This is a genomic window from Aeromonas sp. MTB, from assembly GCF_056632455.1.
The window spans coordinates 13,078-33,183 of record NZ_CP147026.1 but is presented as its reverse complement, the minus strand read 5'-3'; the positions used below and the strand labels follow the sequence as shown (position 1 = coordinate 33,183).

The following is a 20,106-nucleotide window of genomic DNA, read 5'->3' as shown; positions in this document are numbered from 1 at the left end:
TGATGTTCAAGGTAGTTGTATCCGATCTCGATGGCACTCTGCTCAACAAGCAGCACCAGATCTCTCCCCGTACCCGGGATACCCTGCACCGCCTGGTAGAACAAGGTGTGAAATTCGTGGTCGCCACCGGCCGTCATCACGTTGACGTACGCAGCTTCCGCGATGCGCTGGGGATGGACATCTACCTCATTACTTCCAATGGCGCCGTGGTCCATGACAAACAGGATCAGCTGATTTTCAACCAGCCGCTGCCGACCGAGATCGCCGCCGAACTGATTGCGCTGGAGCGCGACCCCTCTATCCACCTCAATGTCTATCAGGGTGATGACTGGGTGGTGGAAGAGGAGCTGCCCTGGCTGCTGCAGTTCCACGATGAGTCAGGGTTCACCTACCGTCTGGTCGATGACCTGAAACAGGAAGCGAAAGAGCAGATCAACAAGGTGTTCTACATCGGCGACCACGAGAAACTGCTGAAGATCGAGGCGCACCTCAACCAGCGCTACGGCGATCAACTCAACGTCACTTTCTCCCTGCCGGACTGCCTCGAAGTGATGCACGCCGGGGTGCACAAGGGCAATGCGGTGCGTGCCGTGCTGGAGCAGAACGGTTTCGACATGTCGGAGGCGATCGCCTTCGGCGATGGCATGAACGACTTCGAGATGTTGACCATGGTGGGGCGCGGTATCATCATGGGCAACGCCCACGACCGCCTGAAAATGGCGCTGCCGGAGTATGAGCAGACCCTCACCTCCGACGAAGATGGCGTCGCCGTCTATCTGGAGAAGCTGTTCGAGCTGGAGAGCGTCAGCGCAGCCTGATCCTCTTCAGCCCGCCATCCGATTCAGCAAAGCCTCACCATGTGAGGCTTTGTTTTTTCAGAGTCTCCAGCCAGGGATTGGGCCGCTGCCAGCTGAAGCTCTGGTTCGCCCCGCCGTAGCATTCAGCCAACCGCAGAGGCGTGCCGGGGGTATGGCGTCGCCCGGCCACATCGAGGCAGCGGGAGACCTTGCTGTTGAAAAGCCTGTCTTTCTGCCACTCCCACTGCGCCTGACCGTCACAGGGTGCCAGCATCACTTCGCTGTCGTTTTTGGCTTGCAAACAGAGATCCTGCAGGCGCAACTCACCCAGATCCCACTCGAACAGTTGATCGTCTTTTCCGCTGCAAGGTTGTGCCAACACCTTCTGTTGGGACACCGCAACGCAAAAATCACCGCTGGTCAGCAAGGGGGAGAGAGAACGCTCCTCCTGCGGTTGTGATGCAATGGAGCCCATCATCACATCGGTGGATGGCGGCTTGATGGTACAGCCACCCAGCAGCAAGGCAGCCAGCATGGCGGGAGAGCAAGCAAAGGAAATTTTGTTATTCATGGAAAATGCCTGAAATGGGCCGATGACATCCGGTTGTCAGTGACTCGAGGCTGAAGCATAACCGAAAGGCGGGGCGCGCTGCCCAAATAGAGTGTAAACAGACGTAACAGGGAGAGAGTACTGGCACGGCGGAGGCCAGAAAGCAAAAAACCCCGCCGAAGCGAGGTTTTTCTAAATGTGGTCGGTGATAAAGGATTCGAACCTTTGACCCTCTGGTCCCAAACCAGATGCGCTACCGGACTGCGCTAATCACCGAGGCTATTTCTTTCAAAATAGTTTACTTCAAAAAAACAAAGACGACCTGATGGTCATCCTCGTCATACAGCAAGTATGGTGCGAAGAGAGGGACTCGAACCCTCACACCCGGGGGGCACTAACACCTGAAGCTAGCGCGTCTACCAATTCCGCCACCTTCGCGTACCTGACAAGCTGTAAAATGGGGTGGCTGATGGGGCTCGAACCCACGACAACCGGAATCACAATCCGGGACTCTACCAACTGAGCTACAGCCACCACAGCTGTTTTCGTTCCACAACAACGCCCGTTTAACCGACGCACTTTTTATGGTGCGCCCGACAGGATTCGAACCTGTGACCTCTGCCTCCGGAGGGCAGCGCTCTATCCAGCTGAGCTACGGGCGCTACGCTGTCGAACGGGGCGCATTATTAATGATGGTTGCTGGTTTGTCTACACTTTTCTGTCACCGAAACACTGTTCGTTGTTTTTTCAAGCACATTGCGCACTTTTCTTCCACTATTCCCCTGCTGACAGCCGAAAAGGGGCTGATCGCAGTCGCAAATCGCCTTGCTGCCTTGACTTGATTTGATGCCCATCTAGAATGAATGAACGTTCATTCAATCGAAAGTCACACTGATGATTCTGGATAAAAAAGAGAGCATCTTCAACGCGGCCCATGAGGTACTGGGTGAACGGGGTTTTCATGGTCTGTCGATTGCGGAAGTCGCCAAGAAGGCCAATGTTGCCACCGGCACCATCTATCGCTACTTCGGCGACAAGGATGATCTGATCCGGCAACTGCACCAGCACACTATCTTGCAGTGTGTGCCCATGGTCATGGCCGATGTAGCAATCGATAAAGTTTCATTTCAACAATTTCGCCAATTATGGCTCAATATTCATGCCATTTTTGTTAACGAACCCAACGCTATCCGGTGCAAATTGCAGTACGAGAGCTCTCCGCTAGGGGCAGAATTGGAGACCAATCCTGTCATTCTGGCCGCCTGGGAGCCTCTGGACCGATTTTTTGAACAGGGCGTTGAACAAGGATTGTTTATTGATTTACCGATACGGGCACTCCAGGTGTTGAGTCTGGACAGTGTCATGCATCTAGCCCTGCAGTGCAGGGTTCACAACATCACGCTGACCGAATCGCAATTGGAAACCGCGATCCGGGCCAGCTGGAATGCCATTTTATCCCCCAATCTTTCCACCTCAGGAGCCTGTTCATGAAAAAGTGGATGGCCATTATGTTGCTGATAGCGATCGCCTTGTTTGGCAGCGTCATCGGCTTCAATTTGTTCAAACAGAAGATGATTGCCCAATACATGGCCAACCGGCCGGAACCCGAGTTCCCCGTCACCGCCATGGTGACCAAGGCACAGGATTGGGTACCGACCATCGAAGCGATCGGCTTCATCGAGCCGAATCAGGGGGTGACCCTCTCCACCGAACTGGCAGGCACTATTGATGCCATCACCTTCGAGTCGGGTAAACCGGTCAAGGCAGACCAGCTGCTGCTGAGCCTGGACTCCACCGTGGAGCGGGCCAATCTGCGGGCCTCCCAGGCCAAGCTGCCGGCGGCAAAAGCCAAGTTCGATCGTTTCCAGAACCTCTACAAGACCAGCTCAATCTCCAAAGAGCAGCTGGATGAGGCGGAAGCGGCCTATCGCTCACTGGAAGCGGATATCGAGAGTCTGAAGGCGACCATTGCCCGTCGTGAAGTGCGTGCGCCCTTTAGCGGCGTGGTCGGCCTGCGCAATGTGTTCCTCGGTCAGTATCTGCAACCGGGCACCGATATCGTGCGCCTGGAAGATACCAGCGTGATGCGCCTGCGCTTCACCGTGCCCCAGACCGATATCTCCAAAATCAAGCTGGGCCAAACCATCAAGATCAATGTGGATGCCTATCCGCAAACCCAGTTTGATGGTCATATCACCGCCATCGAGCCTGCGGTCAACTTTCAGAGCGGCCTGATCCAGGTACAGGCAGACATTCCGAACAACGACGGTCAGCTGCGTTCCGGTATGTTCGCCCGCGCCAGCATCATTCTGCCGACGGTGAAAGATCAGATCGTGATCCCGCAGAGCGCTATCTCCTTCACCCTTTACGGTCAGAACGTCTACGTGCTCAAAGAGGGCGAAGAGACCGACAAAGAGGGTAACAAGGTGAAAGTGCTGCGAGCCAAGCAGGTTGTGGTCAAGGCCGGTGAGCGCCGTGGCAACGATGTGCATGTGCTCTCCGGCATCCAGGCCGGTGACCAGATCGTACTGTCGGGTCAGGTTCGCCTGAGCAACGACACCAAGGTGCATGTGGTCGAGAACGATGCCCTGGCCGTTCCGGCACAAACCCCGATGCTGTAAGCGCGGAGATCTGCGATGCGATTTACTGACATATTTATAAAACGGCCTGTGCTGGCGATCTCGCTCAGCTTCCTGATCGCCTTGCTGGGCTTTCAGGCCATCTTCAAGATGCAGGTACGGGAATACCCCGAGGTGACCAACACGGTGATCACCGTCAGCACTGGCTACTATGGCGCCAGTTCTGATCTGATCCAGGGGTTCATCACCCAGCCGCTGGAACAGGCGGTCGCGCAAGCCGACAACATCGACTTCATGACCTCCTCCAGCCAGCTGGGCAGCTCCACCATCACTGCGTACATGAAGCTCAACACCGACCCCAACGCCGCGCTGTCCGACATCCTGGCGAAGGTGAACTCGGTGCGCTCCCAGTTGCCGAAAGAGGCGGAAGACCCGTCGGTCACCTCCTCCACCGGTTCAACCACGGCGGTGCTCTACCTCGGCTTTACCAGCCCGGAGCTCAACTCCAGCCAGATCACCGACTATCTGGAGCGGGTTATCAAGCCGCAGCTCTTTACTGTCGGCGGGGTCTCCAAGGTTGATCTCTACGGTGGTGTCGAGTTTGCCCTGCGGGTATGGCTGGATCCGGCCAAGATGGCGGCCTTCAACCTGACTGCCAGCGACGTGATGACGGTGCTCAACAGCAACAACTATCAGTCCGCGACAGGTCAGGCGACCGGTTACTTCACCCTGTTCAACGGCAACGCCGAGACCCAGGTCAAGGATGTCGACGAGCTGAAGCGTCTGGTCGTTGCTACCCGTGACGGCAAGGTGATCCGCCTTTCCGACATTGCCAAGGTGACCCTCGAGAAGAGCCACGACATCTATCGCGCCAGCGCCAACGGCCGCGAAGCCGTGGTCATGGCGGTCAACGCCGCGCCGACAGCCAACCCCATCAACATCGCCCACGATGTGCTGGCGTTGCTGCCTAGCCTTGAGCGCAACATGCCGAGCACCATGCGTCTCAACGTGATGTATGACTCCACCGTGGCGATCAACGAGTCCATCCACGAGGTTATCAAGACCATCCTGGAGGCAGCTGCCATCGTTCTGGTGGTCATCACCCTGTTCCTCGGTTCGTTCCGCGCGGTCATCATCCCGATCATCACCATTCCGCTCAGTCTTATCGGCGTGGTGATGATGATGGATATGTTCGGCTTCTCGATAAACCTGATGACCCTGCTGGCGATGGTGCTGGCGATCGGTCTGGTGGTGGATGACGCCATCGTGGTGCTGGAGAACGTCGACCGCCATATCAAGGAGGGGGAAGAACCGTTCCGGGCTGCCATTATCGGTACCCGTGAAATTGCGGTGCCGGTTATCGCCATGACGGTCACCCTGGCGGCGGTATACGCCCCTATCGCCCTGATGGGTGGTATCACCGGCTCCCTGTTTAAGGAGTTTGCCCTGACGCTGGCTGGCGCCGTGTTCGTCTCGGGCATCATCGCCCTGACTCTGTCCCCGATGATGTGTTCCAAGATGCTCAAGGCCAACGAGCAGCCGGGCAAGTTCGAGAGCACAGTCCACCACCTGCTGGAACGGATGACCGATCGCTACGACAGCATGCTGCACGCCGTGATGAAAAAGCGCCCCGTCATCGTGGTGTTCGCCGTCATCGTCTTCGCCAGCCTGCCGCTGCTGTTCAAGTTCATCCCGAGCGAACTGGCACCGTCAGAGGACAAGGGGGTAATGGCCGTGCTGGGTACCGCACCGTCCAACGCCAACCTGGACTACATCGAAAACACCATGGCGGATGTGAACAAGATCCTGGACGACCAGCCCGAGATCGCCTTCTCCCAGGTCTTCTCAGGGGTGTTCAACGCCAACCAGGCGTTCGGTATCGCCTCCATGGTGCCCTGGAGTCAGCGTGAAGCGAGCCAGAAAGAGGTGCTGGATCGGGTCGCCAATCTGGTGAAAGACATCCCGGGTATGGCCATCACCACCTTCCAGTTCCCGGAACTGCCGGGCGCATCGAGTGGTCTGCCGATCCAGTTCGTCATCACCACCCCGAACAGCTTCGAAAGCCTGTTCCTGGTGGCCGGTGAAATTCTGGCAGCGGCGCAGAGTAACGGTCAGTTCGTCTATTCGGATCTCGATCTGAACTACGACTCCGCCACCATGAAGATCCGCATCGACAAGGACAAGGCGGGTGCCTACGGCATCACCATGCAGGATATCGGAATCACCATGGGCACCATGATGGCGGACGGTTACGTCAACCGTATCGACCTGGATGGCCGCTCCTACGAGGTGATCCCGCAGGTCGAGCGCAAGTACCGACTCAATCCGGAGTCCATCAAGGGCTATTACGTGCGGGCCGCAGACGGCAAGTCGATCCCGCTCGGCAGCCTGATCAGCATTGAAGTGGTTGGCGAGCCCCGCGCCCTGCCCCACTTCAACCAGCTGAACTCCGCCACCATAGGCGCCGTTCCGGCTCCGGGCGTGGCCATGGGTGATGCGATCAACTGGTTCCAGACCACCGCCGACGAGAAGCTGCCGCAAGGCTACCGTTACGACTTCATGGGTGAAGCACGTCAGTTCGTCACCGAAGGCAATGCGCTCTATGCCACCTTCGCGCTGGCTCTGGCCATCATCTTCCTGGTGCTGGCAATCCAGTTCGAGTCGGTGCGTGACCCGCTGGTCATCATGGTCTCTGTACCGCTCGCCATTAGCGGGGCCTTGATTGCCCTGGCATGGGGGATGGCGACCATGAACATCTACTCCCAGGTGGGCCTCATCACCCTGGTGGGTCTGATTACCAAGCACGGTATCCTGATCTGTGAAGTAGCTAAGGAAGAGCAGCTGCTGCGCGGCATGAACCGGATGGAAGCCGTGATGCAGGCCGCCAAGGTGCGTCTGCGTCCGATCCTGATGACCACGGCGGCCATGATTGCCGGTCTGATCCCGCTGCTCTACGCCGCTGGCGCCGGTGCGGCACAGCGTTTCAGTATCGGTATCGTCATCGTGGCAGGTCTTGCCATCGGTACCCTGTTCACTCTGTTCGTGCTGCCGGTGATCTACACCTATCTGGCTTCCGAGCACAAACCCTTGCCGGTATTCGATGAAACCATTCCGCCCAAAGCAAACGGCGGACATTAATCATCAATCACATGCAAAGGCCCCGTATCGGGGCCTTTTTTATGCTTCGCAGGAAAGACGACATAAGTGCATGAAGCAGTTAAACTAAAAAACACCACATCCAGACCGCAAGGACGCCATGTCAGGACTCTTCACCAAGACCGCCAGGGCCGTAGGCCGCAACGGACTCTCATATCGCCTGCTCTCCTACATTCTGGTCTGCAGTACCGTATTGGCGATGATCATTACGGCGTTGCAACTCGCGTGGGATTACCGCAAGGATGTCGCCGTCATCGAAGACAGCATCGGCCAGATCGAGGCCTCGTTCCTGCAACCCATCGCCGCCAGCTTGTGGAACCTGGATGAAGAGCAGGTCAAAGTGCAAATTGAAGGGATCATGAACCTGCCAAACATGCAGTTCGTGATGGTCAAGGAGATGCTCGGCAACTCCGAAGTCCCGCTGCTGACCCAGGGGGTCGAACGGGAAAGCTATGATATCTCCCGCGAATTCAACCTCACCTATCAGGGTGAAATCGTCGGCAAGCTGTTCGTTGCCGCCTCTCTCGAGCAGATCTACCAGCGCCTCATCGAAAAATCGGTGCTGATCATGGTCAGCCAGACCATCAAGACCCTGGTAGTCTCATTTTGCATCCTGATCATCATTTACTATCTGGTGGTCAGGCACATCAACCGCATCGCCAACTACGCCCAGAAGTTCAACCTCGATCGGCTCGACATGGAGCTGGAGCTGGAAGGCCGCCCGCAGCCGCGCAAGAAACCCGATGAGCTGGATACCCTGGTCTCCACCCTCAACCAGATGCGTACCCGACTGCGTGACGAGCTGGTTGCCCGCCATCAGGCGGTGGAACAGCTGCAAAAGGAGCGGGACTTCTCCGCCACCCTGATCAACTCCGCCAACATGGTCATCTGCTGCATGGAACCGGATTTGACCATCGCCAGCATCAACCCGGCAGCCATCTTGCTGACCGGCTACCACCAGCAGGAGCTGTTACAACACAACTGGCTGGATCTCTTTGTCAGCCCGGCGCAACGGGAAGAGCTGAACGATATTCTGGCGGCGGAGGGTTCACTGTCAGACAAAGAGGTCATCATGCATGACCAGCAGGCTCATGAGCTGGTACTGCAGTGGACCTTCGTACCCTTCTACGATGGTCCCAACCTCAAGTACCAGATCGGCTTCGGCTACGACATCACCCAGCTGAAAAAGGTCGAGCGGGAGATAATCCAGCTCAACGAGCAGCTGGAAGGCAAGGTGGTGGAGCGTACCTGCAGCCTGAGCGAAGCCAACAACCAGCTGGGCAAGGCGTACGACGACCTGAAACAAGCCCAGCAGACCCTTGTGGAGTCGGAGAAGATGGCCTCCCTCGGCTCGCTGGTGGCCGGGGTGGCACATGAGATCAATACCCCCATCGGCATCAGTGTGACCGCCTCTTCCTACCTGCAGGAACGGGTCGCCGATTTCAAATCTCATATAGAGTCAAAACAGCTGTCTCGCTCCTATCTCAACGAGTTTACCGTCAACCTCGACGAGTCGATGCAGCTGCTGCAGAGCAACCTGCGGCGCGCCTCCGAGCTGATCGCCAGCTTCAAACAGGTGGCTGTCGACCAGTCATCGGAAGCACGCTACAACTTCAGCCTCGCCGACAACCTCCATCAGGTAGTGGTCTCGCTTGGCCACAAACTGAAGAAGAGCCAGTGCGAAGTGGATATCCAGTGCGATCCCAAGCTGTCTATCTTCTCCTTCCCGGGCAGTTTTACCCAGATCTACTCGAACCTGATCCTCAACTCCATCAACCACGGGTTCGACAACTGGGACAAACCGAAGAAGATCACCATCAAGGTGGAACAGCAGGGAGAGGAGCTGTTTATCGACTACTCGGACAACGGCCGCGGCATCCCGCCCGAAATCTTGCCGCGCATCTTCGATCCCTTCGTCACCTCCAAGCGGGGTCAGGGTGGCAGCGGTCTGGGCACCCACATCATCTACAACCTGGTGGTGCAACTGCTGAAAGGCCGTATCAGCTGTGCCAGCGAACCGGGCCAGGGCGCCCAGTTCCATATTCGCCTGCCGATACAACATAACTGAGCGCTGGCTCTTGTGAGCCAGCCGCTTTATCCCCATCATGCTGTGATTGCATTCTTAATGAGCGGAGAACCTCGCAATGGCACAGCATTTTGACTATATCGCCATCGGCGGCGGCAGCGGCGGCATCGCCTCTGCCAACCGGGCTGCCATGTACGGTAAGAAAGTTGCCCTGATTGAAGCCAAAGAGTTGGGTGGAACCTGCGTCAACGTAGGCTGCGTACCGAAGAAGGCCATGTGGTATGCAGGCCAGATCGCCGATGCCCTGAAATATGGCGCCGACTACGGCTTTGACACCACCCTCAACCACTTCAACTGGGCCAAGCTGGTCGAGTCCCGCCAGGCCTACATCGGCCGCATTCACCAGTCCTATCAGAACGTGCTGGGCAAGAACCAGATCACCGTCATCAAGGGCTTCGCCCGCTTCGTCAGCAGCAACACCATCGAGGTTAATGGCGAGCACTACACGGCCGATCATATCCTGATCGCTACCGGTGGCCGCCCGGAAATTCCGGCGATCCCGGGTGCCGAGCTGGGTATCGACTCCGACGGTTTCTTCGATCTGCAAAGCCAACCCAAGCGGGTTGCCGTGGTTGGAGCTGGCTACATCGCAGTCGAGATCGCCGGGGTGATGCAGGCGCTCGGCTCAGAGACCCATCTGGTGGTGCGCAAGCACGCGCCGCTGCGCAACTTCGACCCCATGATCCACGAGACACTGGTCGAAATCATGGCGCAGGAAGGGCCCCAGCTGCACACCCACGCCATTCCCAAAGCCGTGCTCAAGAACGCTGACAACAGCCTGACCCTGCAACTGGAAGATGGTCGCCACCTCACCGTCGACTGCCTGATCTGGGCCATCGGCCGGGTACCGGCTACCGACAACCTCAATCTTGCCGCCGCAGGCATCACGCTGGACGAGAAGGGCTTTATCCCGACCGACAAGTTCCAGAACACTTCCGTCGCCAACATCTATGCAGTGGGTGACAACACGGGTCGCATCCAGCTCACCCCGGTGGCCGTCGCTGCGGGCCGTCGCCTCTCCGAGCGGCTGTTCAACAACAAGCCGAACGAACACCTCAACTACGATCTGGTGCCGACCGTGGTGTTCAGCCACCCGCCCATCGGCACCATCGGCCTGACCGAACCGGAAGCCATCGCCCAATACGGCGAGGACCAGGTGAAGGTCTACCGCAGCCAGTTCACCGCCATGTACTCTGCGCTGACCCAGCATCGCCAGCCCACCCGGATGAAGCTGGTCTGCGTCGGCCCGGAAGAGAAGGTGGTCGGTTTGCACGGTATCGGCTTTGCGATGGACGAGATCCTGCAAGGTTTCGGCGTCGCCATGAAGATGGGCGCCACCAAAGCTGATTTCGACAACTGCGTGGCTATCCATCCGACCAGTGCTGAAGAGTTCGTCACTATGCGCTAAGGGCTGATGAAGTTGGCCTGTCACGAGCAGCCGGCGTCTACAGCCATGTAACCCCGCCCCTCAAACCCGGCTCAGGCCGGGTTTTTTGATCACTCCTCGCTATTTCTCTCGCAAATCCGTCGTTCTTTACGCCGATTTTACGCCTGCCACATGGCGCTTTATGGCGCCTTTACGCCTGTTTTACATACCCTTTTCAGCGTCAATGACACCAACAGAGTCGATATGGTCTTACATCGGCTCTCGCAGCTAATTATCTCAATGGAGTCGATATGAATTGGCTATATCTGCTGCTCGTCCTCGCCTTGATGGCCTATCTGATGCGCGCACTCACGCGCAGTCACGAGTGAGGGACTACCTATATGCAGCAAGAAATTATCTATCCGGTGGCCAGCAAACTGCCGAGCCTCGTGAGCAATCCAATACGAGCCCTGACGCACCGTGACCACGAGTGAGGAACTAGAACATGTGGCAAGAAATAATCTATCCGGTTGCCTTCGTGCTGCTGGTTCTGCTGCCGGCACCGCTGCTGGGCAACTACATCTACCGGGTATTTGAAGGCAAAATCCACTGGTTGGCACCGGTCGAGCGCGCCACGCTGGCTTGCTGTGGCACCGATGGACGGGAGCAGGACTGGAAGTCCTACGCCCTCAGCCTGCTGGCCTTCAACGGCGCCGGTTTCGGTCTGCTGTTCCTGATCCTGATGGCGCAGGGGTTGCTGCCCCTCAACCCGCAACAACTGCCGGGTCTGAGCTGGCAACTGGCATTCAACACCGCGGTCAGCTTTATGACCAACACCAACTGGCAAGCCTATTCCGGCGAGGCCAGCCTCTCCTACTTCAGCCAGATGGTTGGGCTGACCACCCAGAACTTCGTCTCCGCAGGGACGGGCGCCGCCGTCGCCATTGCCCTGTTCCGCGGCATCGCCCGCCAGCAGACCATCAACCTTGGCAACTTCTGGCAGGATCTGGTGCGTTTCTGCCTCTATATGCTGCTGCCCATCGCGCTGATCATGGCGCTGGTGCTGGTATGGCAAGGGGTGCCGCAAAGCCTCTCCGCCTATCTGCCGTTCCACGGTGTGGAAGGTCAGGAGCAGCTGCTGCCCCTCGGCCCGGCGGCCTCGCAGATCGCCATCAAGCAGCTGGGCTCCAACGGCGGCGGCTTCTTCGGCATCAACTCGGCACATCCGTTCGAGAACCCGACAGCCCTCTCCAACTGGCTGGAGATGGTCGCCCTGCTCACCATCGCTGCCGCCATGGTCTTTACTCTGGGCCGCTATGTGAAAGACATGGCCCACAGCCGCGCCATTCTCGGCGCCATGACCCTCATGCTGGTGCTGGGGCTCTTCATCTCCCTCTCCCAGGAGCTGAAACCGGATCACGCCCTCGCCCAGCTCACCACTGACGCCAGCAACATGACTGGCAACTGGGAAGGGAAGGAGAGCCGCTTCGGCCCTGTGCTCTCCAGCATCTGGGAAGTGGCGACCACTGCCGCCTCCAACGGTGCCGTCAACGCCATGCACGACAGCTTTACTCCACTCGGCGGCATGGTGGGTATGATCAACATGCTGCTGGGTGAGGTCATCTTCGGCGGGGTCGGCTCCGGTATCTACGGCATGATGCTGTTCGTGCTGCTGACCGTGTTCCTGTGCGGCCTGATGGTGGGACGCACCCCGACCTATCTGGGCAAACGCCTCGGCATCACCGAAATGAAGTGGGTGGTCGCCAGCATGCTGGTCATGCCGGTGGGGGTTTTGGTGATCGGTGGTGTCACCCTGCTGATGCCGGATGCCAACACCATCATCGGCCATGATGGCCCGCACGGTCTGTCACGCCTCATCTACGCGTACGCCTCGGCTGCCGGCAACAACGGCTCCGCCTTTGCCGGTTTTGCCGCCGGTGACAACTGGCAGTGCATCGCCATCGGTCTGGCCATGCTGCTCGGTCGCTTCGGCTACATCATTCCGGTACTGGCCATAGCCGGTCAGCTGGCCCGTGCGCCCCGTCAGGAGACGAGCGAAGGGGACTTCCCCATCAGCGGCCCGCTGTTCGTTACCCTGCTGATCATCACCGTCCTGCTGATAGGTGGCCTCTCCTTCCTGCCGGTGCTGGCACTGGGTCCGGTGGCCGAACATCTGAGCCTGATCGGAGGGGCGTTCTGATGAACCTGACCCTGTCGATCACCATCCGGATGCCAATGGCCAACTATCTGATGCTGGGAGCTTTCCAATGAGCAAGTCCACTGCAATGAGCACCGACACCATGTTGGTGAAGGGCAAAAAACAGAAATCACAGATCATCCAGGCAATGGTTGAGGCCCTTTATCGCTTCAATCCCAAGGCGCTGTTTGGCAGCCCCATCCTGTTCACCCTCTGGCTGGCCGCAGTCATGGCGACCGTGGAGTCCCTGCTGGGGCAGCCTTTCTCCGGCGTCGCCCCCTCGCTGGCCTGGCAGCTGACCGCCTGGCTCTGGCTGACCCTCTGGTTTGCCAACTTCGCGGAAACCCTGGCCGAGGGGCGCGGCAAGGCCCGCGCCGACAGCCTGAAAGCGGGCATGAGCCAGCTCAAGGCCCGCCGGGTGGCTAACGCAAAAGATGGTCAGGGCGAATGGGTACCCGCCACCAGCCTGATGAAGGGGGACCTGGTGCTGGTACGCAGCGGCGAGATGATCCCGGCCGACGGTGAAGTGATCGCCGGTATCGCCTCGGTCAACGAGGCCGCCATCACCGGCGAATCCGCCCCCGTCATCCGCGAATCGGGTACCGATCGCAGCGGTGTAACCGGCAATACCACCGTCGTTTCAGACGAGATCTGGGTACGCGTCAGCAACAATCCGGGCGAAAGCACGCTGGATCGGATGATTGCACTGGTGGAAGGGGCCAAGCGCCAGAAAACCCCCAACGAGATGGCGCTGGATGCCCTGCTGGTCGGGCTGACCCTGATCTTCCTGCTGGTGGTCGCCACCCTGCCCTGGTTCCTCGACTACAACGGCACCCAGGTACCGCGTCTCTACCTGATCGCTCTCTTTATCACCCTGATCCCGACCACCATTGGCGGCCTGCTCTCCGCCATCGGCATTGCCGGTATGGATCGACTGGTGAAGCTGAACGTCATCGCCAAATCTGGCCGTGCCGTCGAAGCGGCCGGTGACGTACGTACCCTGCTGCTGGACAAGACCGGCACCATCACCTTCGGTAACCGGATGGCCGACGAGTTGATCCCGGCACCGGGTGTCGACCCTGCCCTGCTGGCACAAGCGGCCATGCTGGCCTCGCTGGGTGACAACACCCCGGAGGGCAAATCCATCCTGACTCTGGCCAGCAAGAGCATGGCCAAGCCGAGCCAGCTGGAGAGCGACAAGGTGATCCCCTTCAGCGCCGAGACTCGCCTGAGCGGACTGGATCGCAACGGTCATCAATATCGCAAGGGGGCGGTGGATGCCGTGTTGAACTACCTCAGCCTCGACCGCAAGGCGGTGCCTGAGCTGGTGCTCAAGTCGGTCGACAGTATCGCCCGTCAGGGGGGTACTCCGCTGCTGGTCTGCACGCAGGAGAAACTGCTGGGGGTGGTCTACCTCAAGGACATCATCAAGCCCGGTATCAAGGCTCGCTTCCAGATCCTGCGCCACATGGGTATCCGCACCGTGATGATCACCGGCGACAACCCGAAAACCGCCGCCGCCATCGCCGCCGAAGCCGGGGTGGATGACTTCATCGCCGAAGCGACGCCGGAGAAGAAGCTCGCCTATATCCGTCAGGAGCAGGCCGATGGTCGTCTGGTCGCCATGTGCGGTGACGGCGCCAACGACGCGCCCGCGCTGGCACAGGCTGACGTGGGGCTGGCCATGAACGAGGGCACCCAGGCCGCCAAGGAGGCGGGCAACCTGGTGGATCTCGACTCCAACCCCACCAAGCTGCTGGACGTGGTGCTGGTCGGCAAACAGCTGCTGGTGACCCGTGGCGCCCTGACCACCTTCTCCATCGCCAACGACGTGGCCAAGTACTTCGCCATCCTGCCAGCCCTGTTCATCGCCGCCTACCCGCAACTGGGGGCACTGAACCTGATGCAGCTGGGCAGCCCGCAGAGCGCCATCCTGTCGGCCATCATCTTCAACGCCCTGATCATTGTGGCGCTGGTGCCGCTGGCACTGCGTGGTGTCGACCTGAAAGGCTCGGCCGCCAGCCTGCTGCGCCGCAACCTGCTGATCTACGGTGTCGGTGGCCTGCTGGTGCCTTTTATCGGCATCAAGCTGATCGATCTGGTCATTACCGGCCTGGGTCTGGTGTAACGACATAATCGGGATGCGGGTCAGACCCGCATCCCCAACCATCCTTTTGGAGCAAGAGAATCATGATAGCAATCAGAACCCTGTTGACCCTGACCCTGCTGCTGGGAGTGGGTTATCCGCTGGCGGTCACCGGGCTGGCCCAACTGCTGTTCCCCTGGCAGGCCAACGGCAGCCAGCTCACCGACAGCAAGCAGCAACTGATCGGTAGCGCCCTGCTGGGGCAGAAATTCGAGCGGGCTGACTATTTCCATCCCCGTCCCTCCGCCAGCGATTTCAACACCATAGGCGGCAGCGCCAGCAATCTGGGGATGAGCTCACCGCTGCGGGCAGAGTTTGCCGAACAGGCAGCCAAGGCTCAGCCTGGAACCAGCTCCCCCGCCATGCTGACCCGCTCCGCCTCCGGCCTCGATCCCCACCTGCCGCTGGATGCGGTGCTGGCTCAGGTCGACCGCGTCGCCAAAGAACGTGGACTGGATCCCGCCCAACTGACGGAGCAGGTCAAGTCGGCCACACAAGCTGGTATCCTTGGCCCGCAGGTGGTCAACATTCTCCAGCTGAATCTGCAGCTGGATCATAAAAAGGGCGCCTGATGGCGCCCATTCCGGTTTGGTGATGACCTCGATTTTCGAAACGGGCGGTTGGCTCGATAGGGATAACAATGGCTGATGTAGCAAGCGCTGATGCCCTGCTGACAAGTCTGATGCAGGAGCATGGGGATGCGTGATGAGGTAAGGGCCGACGCCCTGCTGGCGAGCCTGGAACAGGAGCACAAGGGCAAGCTGAAGGTGTTTCTCGGGGCCGCTCCCGGCGTGGGCAAGACCTACGCCATGCTGCAGGCGGTGCGGGAACAGGCCAAGGAGGGGGTCGACATCCTGATCGGCGTGGTGGAGACCCACGGCCGGCAGGAGACCCTGGCTCTGCTCGACAAGCTCGCCATCATGCCGCGCAAGATCCACATGCACCGCCAGCAGCGACTGGAGGAGATGGATCTCGACGGCCTGCTCGCCCGCAAACCGGCCATCGCCGTGGTGGACGAGCTGGCCCACAGCAACGCCCCCGGCAGCCGCCACGAGAAGCGCTGGCAGGATGTGGAGGAGCTGCTCAACGCCGGGATCGACGTCTACAGCACCCTCAACGTGCAGCATCTGGAGAGCCTCAACGATCTGGTGTGGCAGCTCACCGGGGTCAGGGTGAAAGAGACTCTGCCCGATCAGGTGCTGCTGGAGGCCGACAGTCTGGTGCTGATCGACCTGCCCCCCAAGGAGCTGCTCGGCCGCCTCAAGGAGGGCAAGGTCTATGTGCCCCATCAGGCCAAGGCGGCGCTGCAATCCTTCTTCTCCCTCAACAACCTCACCGCATTGCGGGAGCTGGCGATGCAGACCGCCGCCAGCCATGTGGAGGGCGATCTGCAACTGCAGTGGCAGGCAGCAGGCAAGAGCACCTTGCCGCTGCGGGGCAAGCTGATGGTTTGCCTCGGTGACCTGCACGGCTCGGCGCTGGTGCGCTACGGCCACCGCTTTGCCCAGCGCCGTCAGCTTCCGTGGCTGGTGGTGCATGTCGACAGCAATGGCCGCCGTTCTGCCGATGTGGAGCAGGCGCTGGCGCTCGCCTCCCACCTCGGTGCCAAGGTGCTGACCCTCTCCAGTCCGGCGGTCGCCAACACCCTGCTGGAGACCGCCGAACAACAGCAGGTCTCCCAGCTGCTGCTCGGCAAACCTCACAAGGCGCCGTGGCGCCGCTCGCTGGTGCAGCACCTGCTCAAGCAGGCGCAAGGGCTCGAAATCACGCTGGTCGATACCGAGAAGCAGAAGCCCGAAGTGGGGATGCGCGTCCCGACCCCGAAGGATATTCACCACAGCCTGCTGGCGGTGACCATCATGGGGATCACCTCGGCCGCCGCCTGGGGGCTCTCCTACTGGCTGCCGCCCGCAGCGTTGCCACTCATCTTTGTACTGGGGGTTCTGGCGACTGCCCTCACCACCAGTCTGGTACCCGCCACGCTGGCGGCGGTGCTGGGCTTTATCGCCCACAATCTGCTCTTCACCGCCCCCTACTTCTCCCTGAGCGTCGCCAACCACAGCGACCTGCTCACTCTGTTTGTACTGCTTATCGTCGGCATGACGGCGGGACGGCTCGCCTCCCGCCAGCGGCAACAGCTGATCGGTCTGCGCGAGACCCAGCAGCTGGGCAATGCCCTGCTCTCCCTCAGTCAGGGGCTGGCGACCGCCAGCAGCCCGGAGGAGGTGCTCAGACAAGGTGCCCAGGCCATTTCACTGGCGCTAGGCCAGCCAACCGTGGTGATCGACAAGGAGTTCAACGATCGGCTCGGCAACGAGAAGCACAGGCCCGGGCAGACCGACAAGGCGGCCATCGACTGGTGTCTGGCCCAAAAGCAGAGCGCCGGGGCCCACACCGCCACCCTCAATGCCGCCGAGGCCCAGTATCACCACCTCAGCGATGATCTGGTGATCGGCATAACGCTGGCCAATCCGCTCTCCTCCTCTGCCGAGCATCAGCTGCAGGCGCTGCTCACCGATATTCGCGCCGCGCTGGCGCGGATCGACCTCAACGAGCGGCTGGCCGACAGTCAGTTGCAAGCGGAGACCGACCGGATGCGCGCCGCCCTGCTCTCCTCGGTCTCCCACGACTTGAAGACCCCGCTGGCCACCATCATGGGGGCAGGCAGCACTCTGCTGGAATATGGTGACCGGATCCCCGCCGAAGACCGTGACGAACTGCTCCACTCGGTGCAGGAGGAGGCGCGCCGCCTGCACAGCTATGTGCAGAATCTGCTGGATATGACCCGCATCGGCTCCCCCGACTTCCAGCTGAAACGGGACTGGGTCGATCTGGCGGATCTGGTGGAGAGCGCCCGCAAGCGACTCGACTCCTCCTGGCGCCAGCACAAGCTGCTGGTCCATTTCGATCAGCATGTGCCCCAGCTTTATGTCCATGGCGCCCTGATCGAGCAGGTGCTGGTCAACATCCTCGACAACGCCTCCCGCTACTCGCCGGCAGGCACCCCCATCGAGTTCAAGGTGATGATGGCTGAGCCCGACCTCATCATCGACATCATCGATATCGGGGTCGGTATCGCCGAGTCGGATCGGGAGAAGATCTTCAACCTCTTCTACACCCAGCCGGTGGGTGATTGCGGCAGCCGTGGCACCGGGCTTGGCCTCGCCATTTCCCGCGCTATGATAGAGGCCCACGGCGGCAAGATTTGGGCCTTCTCCGGCCCCAATGGCAACGGAACCTGCATGCGCATCTCCCTGCCGCTTGCTCTCAATTCACCGGAGGTCTGATAGTTGACCGCCAGATCGGGTCAATCAGCCCCTCCCACCATTCACCTCTGGAGGTTCGATGGCGCACATTCTGGTCATAGATGATGAAGCGGCGATCCGTCGCTTTCTGCGGATCAGCCTGATTGCCGAGGGCCATCAGGTGAGTGAGGCGGTGGGGGTCAATGAAGGGCTGGAGCAGTATCGCCACCTCAACCCCGATCTGGTGATCCTCGATCTCGGTCTGCCTGACGGCGATGGCATTCAGGTGTTGCAGACCATTCGCGAACACCACCCCAATCCGGTGCTGGTGTTGTCGGCCCGCGATTCGGAGCAGGAGAAGGTGCGGCTGCTCGATGCCGGCGCCAACGACTACATGAGCAAGCCGTTCGGCATCGGCGAGATGATGGCCCGCATCCGTGTGCTCTTGCGCCAGCGGGCTGGCGTCAGCAGCGGCGAGCGGCGCCACTTCCCCCAATGCGGCCTGACGCTCGATATCAGCAGCCACAAGGTGACCATGAAAGACGAGGAGATCCCTCTCTCCCGCAAGGAGTTCGCCCTGTTGCAGGCGCTGGTGTGCCACCCCGGCAAGCTGGTGATGCAGACCCAGCTGCTCAACGACATCTGGGGGCCGAGCCACAAGGAGGACACCCACTACCTGCGCATCGTCATCGCCAGTCTGCGCAAAAAGCTGGGGGATAACCCCCAGCAACCGACGCTTATCGAGACCGAATCAGGTATCGGCTACCGCTTTATCGGCAACTGACGTTTCACGTGGAACGACGCCCACTGCAAATCAGCGCCAATAGACCGCAGCCACTCAGCAACAGGCCGAGATCCTGCAATCCGGCCGCTACCGCCAACCCCAGACTGAGCAGCAGGTAGTAGCCAAGCCCGAACAGGGCGCCAGCGCTGCCTGCCACCTCGCGATAGGCCAGCAGCGCCTGACTCAGCACGTTGGGGATAGCCAGCCCGAAGGCCACCACGATTCCCATCATGGGCAGCAGGAACCAGAGGCTGGCCTGAGTCGCCCAGACCAGCAGCCCGGCGACCAGCGCCAGAGCGCAAGCCAATCTGACCAGAGATGACGGCAGCCACCCCCTCCCCAGCAGATGCTTGTTGAGCAGGCTGCCGAGCAGAGTCGCCAGCGCCAGCAAGATCCCCGAGTAACCAAACTCGCCAGTGCTCAATCCCAATCCGGCAAACAGGAATGGGGCCAGACTGTAGTAGCCAAACAGCATAGTGTTGAACAAGGCGACCAGCATGGCACTGCGCCAGAGCCCGCCATCTTTCATCATCCGACATGCCAGCGGCCAGAGTGCGACTCGCTGGCTGGTGGCCGGACGGGTTTCCGGCAGTTGCCAGCAGGTCACCAGCAGCAAGCCTACCGCCAGTATCAGCAAACCGCTGAACACCCCGAGATAGCCGAACCCGCTCGCCAGCTGGCCGCCACTGAGCAGCCCCAGCACCGGGCTCAAGGAGAGCGCTATGCCCATCACCGAGAAGACCCGTGCCAGATCGCTGCCCTGATAGCTATCGCGCAGCATGGTCTGGGTCACCACGGAGCCCACGGCGGCGCCAAAGGCCGAGATAACCCGGGCCAGCAGCAGGGTTTCAAACTGGTTGGCCAGCAGCGCCAGCAGGGTGCCGACGCCATAGGTAAGCAGACCTGCCAGCATGGCGGGACGCCGCCCGATGAGATCGCAGAGCCGTCCCCAACAGACCACGCCTACCGCAAACGCCAGAAAATAGACCGACAGGGTCTGGGATGCCTGCCCTTCGCTCACCCGAAACTGGCTGGCGATGTGGGTCAGGACCGGGCTGTAGATGGTTTCCACAATTTGGGGAAACATCATCAATCCCACCACCAGCCAAAGCGGTGGCAACTTGTTGTTCATGACAAACCTCCTTCACAAGAGGTCGCCATTCTAGAGAGATGCCGACTGTCTGATTACAATAAGTAGGA

Annotated in this window: 13 protein-coding genes and 4 tRNA genes; 11 read left to right on the top strand and 6 right to left on the bottom strand. The window is 59.9% G+C overall.

Translation table 11 applies throughout. The features are described 5' to 3' along the window. Positions 1 to 2 precede the first annotated feature (2 nt). Positions 3 to 818, top strand: a complete 816-nt coding sequence (locus tag WBR25_RS00150; protein ID WP_323918709.1) for a Cof-type HAD-IIB family hydrolase — start codon at positions 3 to 5, stop codon at positions 816 to 818. A gap of 34 nt (positions 819 to 852) precedes the next feature. Here the strand turns inward: WBR25_RS00150 and WBR25_RS00145 are convergent, their stop codons facing one another. The 5 genes from WBR25_RS00145 to WBR25_RS00125 all read right to left on the bottom strand — a co-directional run bounded on the left by WBR25_RS00145 (position 853) and on the right by WBR25_RS00125 (position 2,009). Further along, entirely contained in the window at positions 853 to 1,368 is a 516-nt protein-coding gene (locus tag WBR25_RS00145; RefSeq protein WP_115522699.1) for a ricin-type beta-trefoil lectin domain protein, read from the bottom strand. A gap of 178 nt (positions 1,369 to 1,546) precedes the next feature. Continuing rightward, a tRNA-Pro gene (locus WBR25_RS00140) sits at positions 1,547 to 1,623 on the bottom strand. Between the two features lie 76 nt (positions 1,624 to 1,699). Next, positions 1,700 to 1,785 (bottom strand) — tRNA-Leu (locus WBR25_RS00135). A 20-nt stretch (positions 1,786 to 1,805) separates the two neighbouring features. Beyond that, positions 1,806 to 1,881, bottom strand: a tRNA-His gene (locus WBR25_RS00130). 51 nt (positions 1,882 to 1,932) lie between these two features. Beyond that, a tRNA-Arg gene (locus tag WBR25_RS00125) sits at positions 1,933 to 2,009 on the bottom strand. Between the two features lie 232 nt (positions 2,010 to 2,241). On the opposite strand from WBR25_RS00125, the gene WBR25_RS00120 reads away from it, so the two are divergent. From WBR25_RS00120 to WBR25_RS00075, 10 genes are all read left to right on the top strand, one after another. Continuing rightward, positions 2,242 to 2,838, top strand: coding sequence for a TetR/AcrR family transcriptional regulator (locus tag WBR25_RS00120; protein WP_005339267.1), 597 nt, complete (start codon positions 2,242 to 2,244; stop codon positions 2,836 to 2,838). Next, positions 2,835 to 3,968: an efflux RND transporter periplasmic adaptor subunit gene (locus tag WBR25_RS00115; RefSeq protein ID WP_005339268.1), complete on the top strand. Its 1,134-nt coding sequence runs from the start codon at positions 2,835 to 2,837 to the stop codon at positions 3,966 to 3,968. Before WBR25_RS00120 ends, WBR25_RS00115 begins: the two co-directional genes overlap by 4 nt. Before the next feature lie 15 nt (positions 3,969 to 3,983). Next, positions 3,984 to 7,064 carry a multidrug efflux RND transporter permease subunit gene (locus tag WBR25_RS00110; RefSeq protein ID WP_005355755.1) on the top strand — a complete coding sequence of 1,027 codons (3,081 nt, stop codon included), beginning with the start codon at positions 3,984 to 3,986 and terminating at the stop codon, positions 7,062 to 7,064. 118 nt (positions 7,065 to 7,182) lie between these two features. Then, positions 7,183 to 9,150, top strand: a complete 1,968-nt coding sequence (locus tag WBR25_RS00105; protein WP_319889843.1) for an ATP-binding protein — start codon at positions 7,183 to 7,185, stop codon at positions 9,148 to 9,150. Positions 9,151 to 9,226: 76 nt separating this feature from the next. Beyond that, a complete protein-coding gene (gorA, locus tag WBR25_RS00100; RefSeq protein WP_307895900.1) occupies positions 9,227 to 10,576 on the top strand; it encodes a glutathione-disulfide reductase in 1,350 nt (449 codons plus the stop codon). Positions 10,577 to 11,039: 463 nt separating this feature from the next. Then, positions 11,040 to 12,734 (top strand): potassium-transporting ATPase subunit KdpA, encoded by a 1,695-nt coding sequence (gene kdpA / locus WBR25_RS00095; RefSeq protein WP_151286421.1) that lies wholly within the window; start codon positions 11,040 to 11,042, stop codon positions 12,732 to 12,734. A gap of 67 nt (positions 12,735 to 12,801) precedes the next feature. Beyond that, positions 12,802 to 14,859 carry a potassium-transporting ATPase subunit KdpB gene (gene kdpB, locus WBR25_RS00090; RefSeq protein ID WP_005355771.1) on the top strand — a complete coding sequence of 686 codons (2,058 nt, stop codon included), beginning with the start codon at positions 12,802 to 12,804 and terminating at the stop codon, positions 14,857 to 14,859. 62 nt (positions 14,860 to 14,921) lie between these two features. Then, positions 14,922 to 15,449 (top strand): potassium-transporting ATPase subunit C, encoded by a 528-nt coding sequence (locus tag WBR25_RS00085; RefSeq protein WP_005355772.1) that lies wholly within the window; start codon positions 14,922 to 14,924, stop codon positions 15,447 to 15,449. A gap of 126 nt (positions 15,450 to 15,575) precedes the next feature. After that, positions 15,576 to 18,164 carry an ATP-binding protein gene (locus WBR25_RS00080; protein ID WP_479749199.1) on the top strand — a complete coding sequence of 863 codons (2,589 nt, stop codon included), beginning with the start codon at positions 15,576 to 15,578 and terminating at the stop codon, positions 18,162 to 18,164. A 58-nt stretch (positions 18,165 to 18,222) separates the two neighbouring features. After that, positions 18,223 to 18,906, top strand: a complete 684-nt coding sequence (locus WBR25_RS00075; RefSeq protein WP_429214152.1) for a response regulator — start codon at positions 18,223 to 18,225, stop codon at positions 18,904 to 18,906. A 4-nt stretch (positions 18,907 to 18,910) separates the two neighbouring features. On the opposite strand, the gene WBR25_RS00070 is transcribed toward WBR25_RS00075, so the two are convergent. Further along, positions 18,911 to 20,038, bottom strand: a complete 1,128-nt coding sequence (locus WBR25_RS00070; protein ID WP_479749197.1) for a multidrug effflux MFS transporter — start codon at positions 20,036 to 20,038, stop codon at positions 18,911 to 18,913. Positions 20,039 to 20,106: the final 68 nt, after the last annotated feature.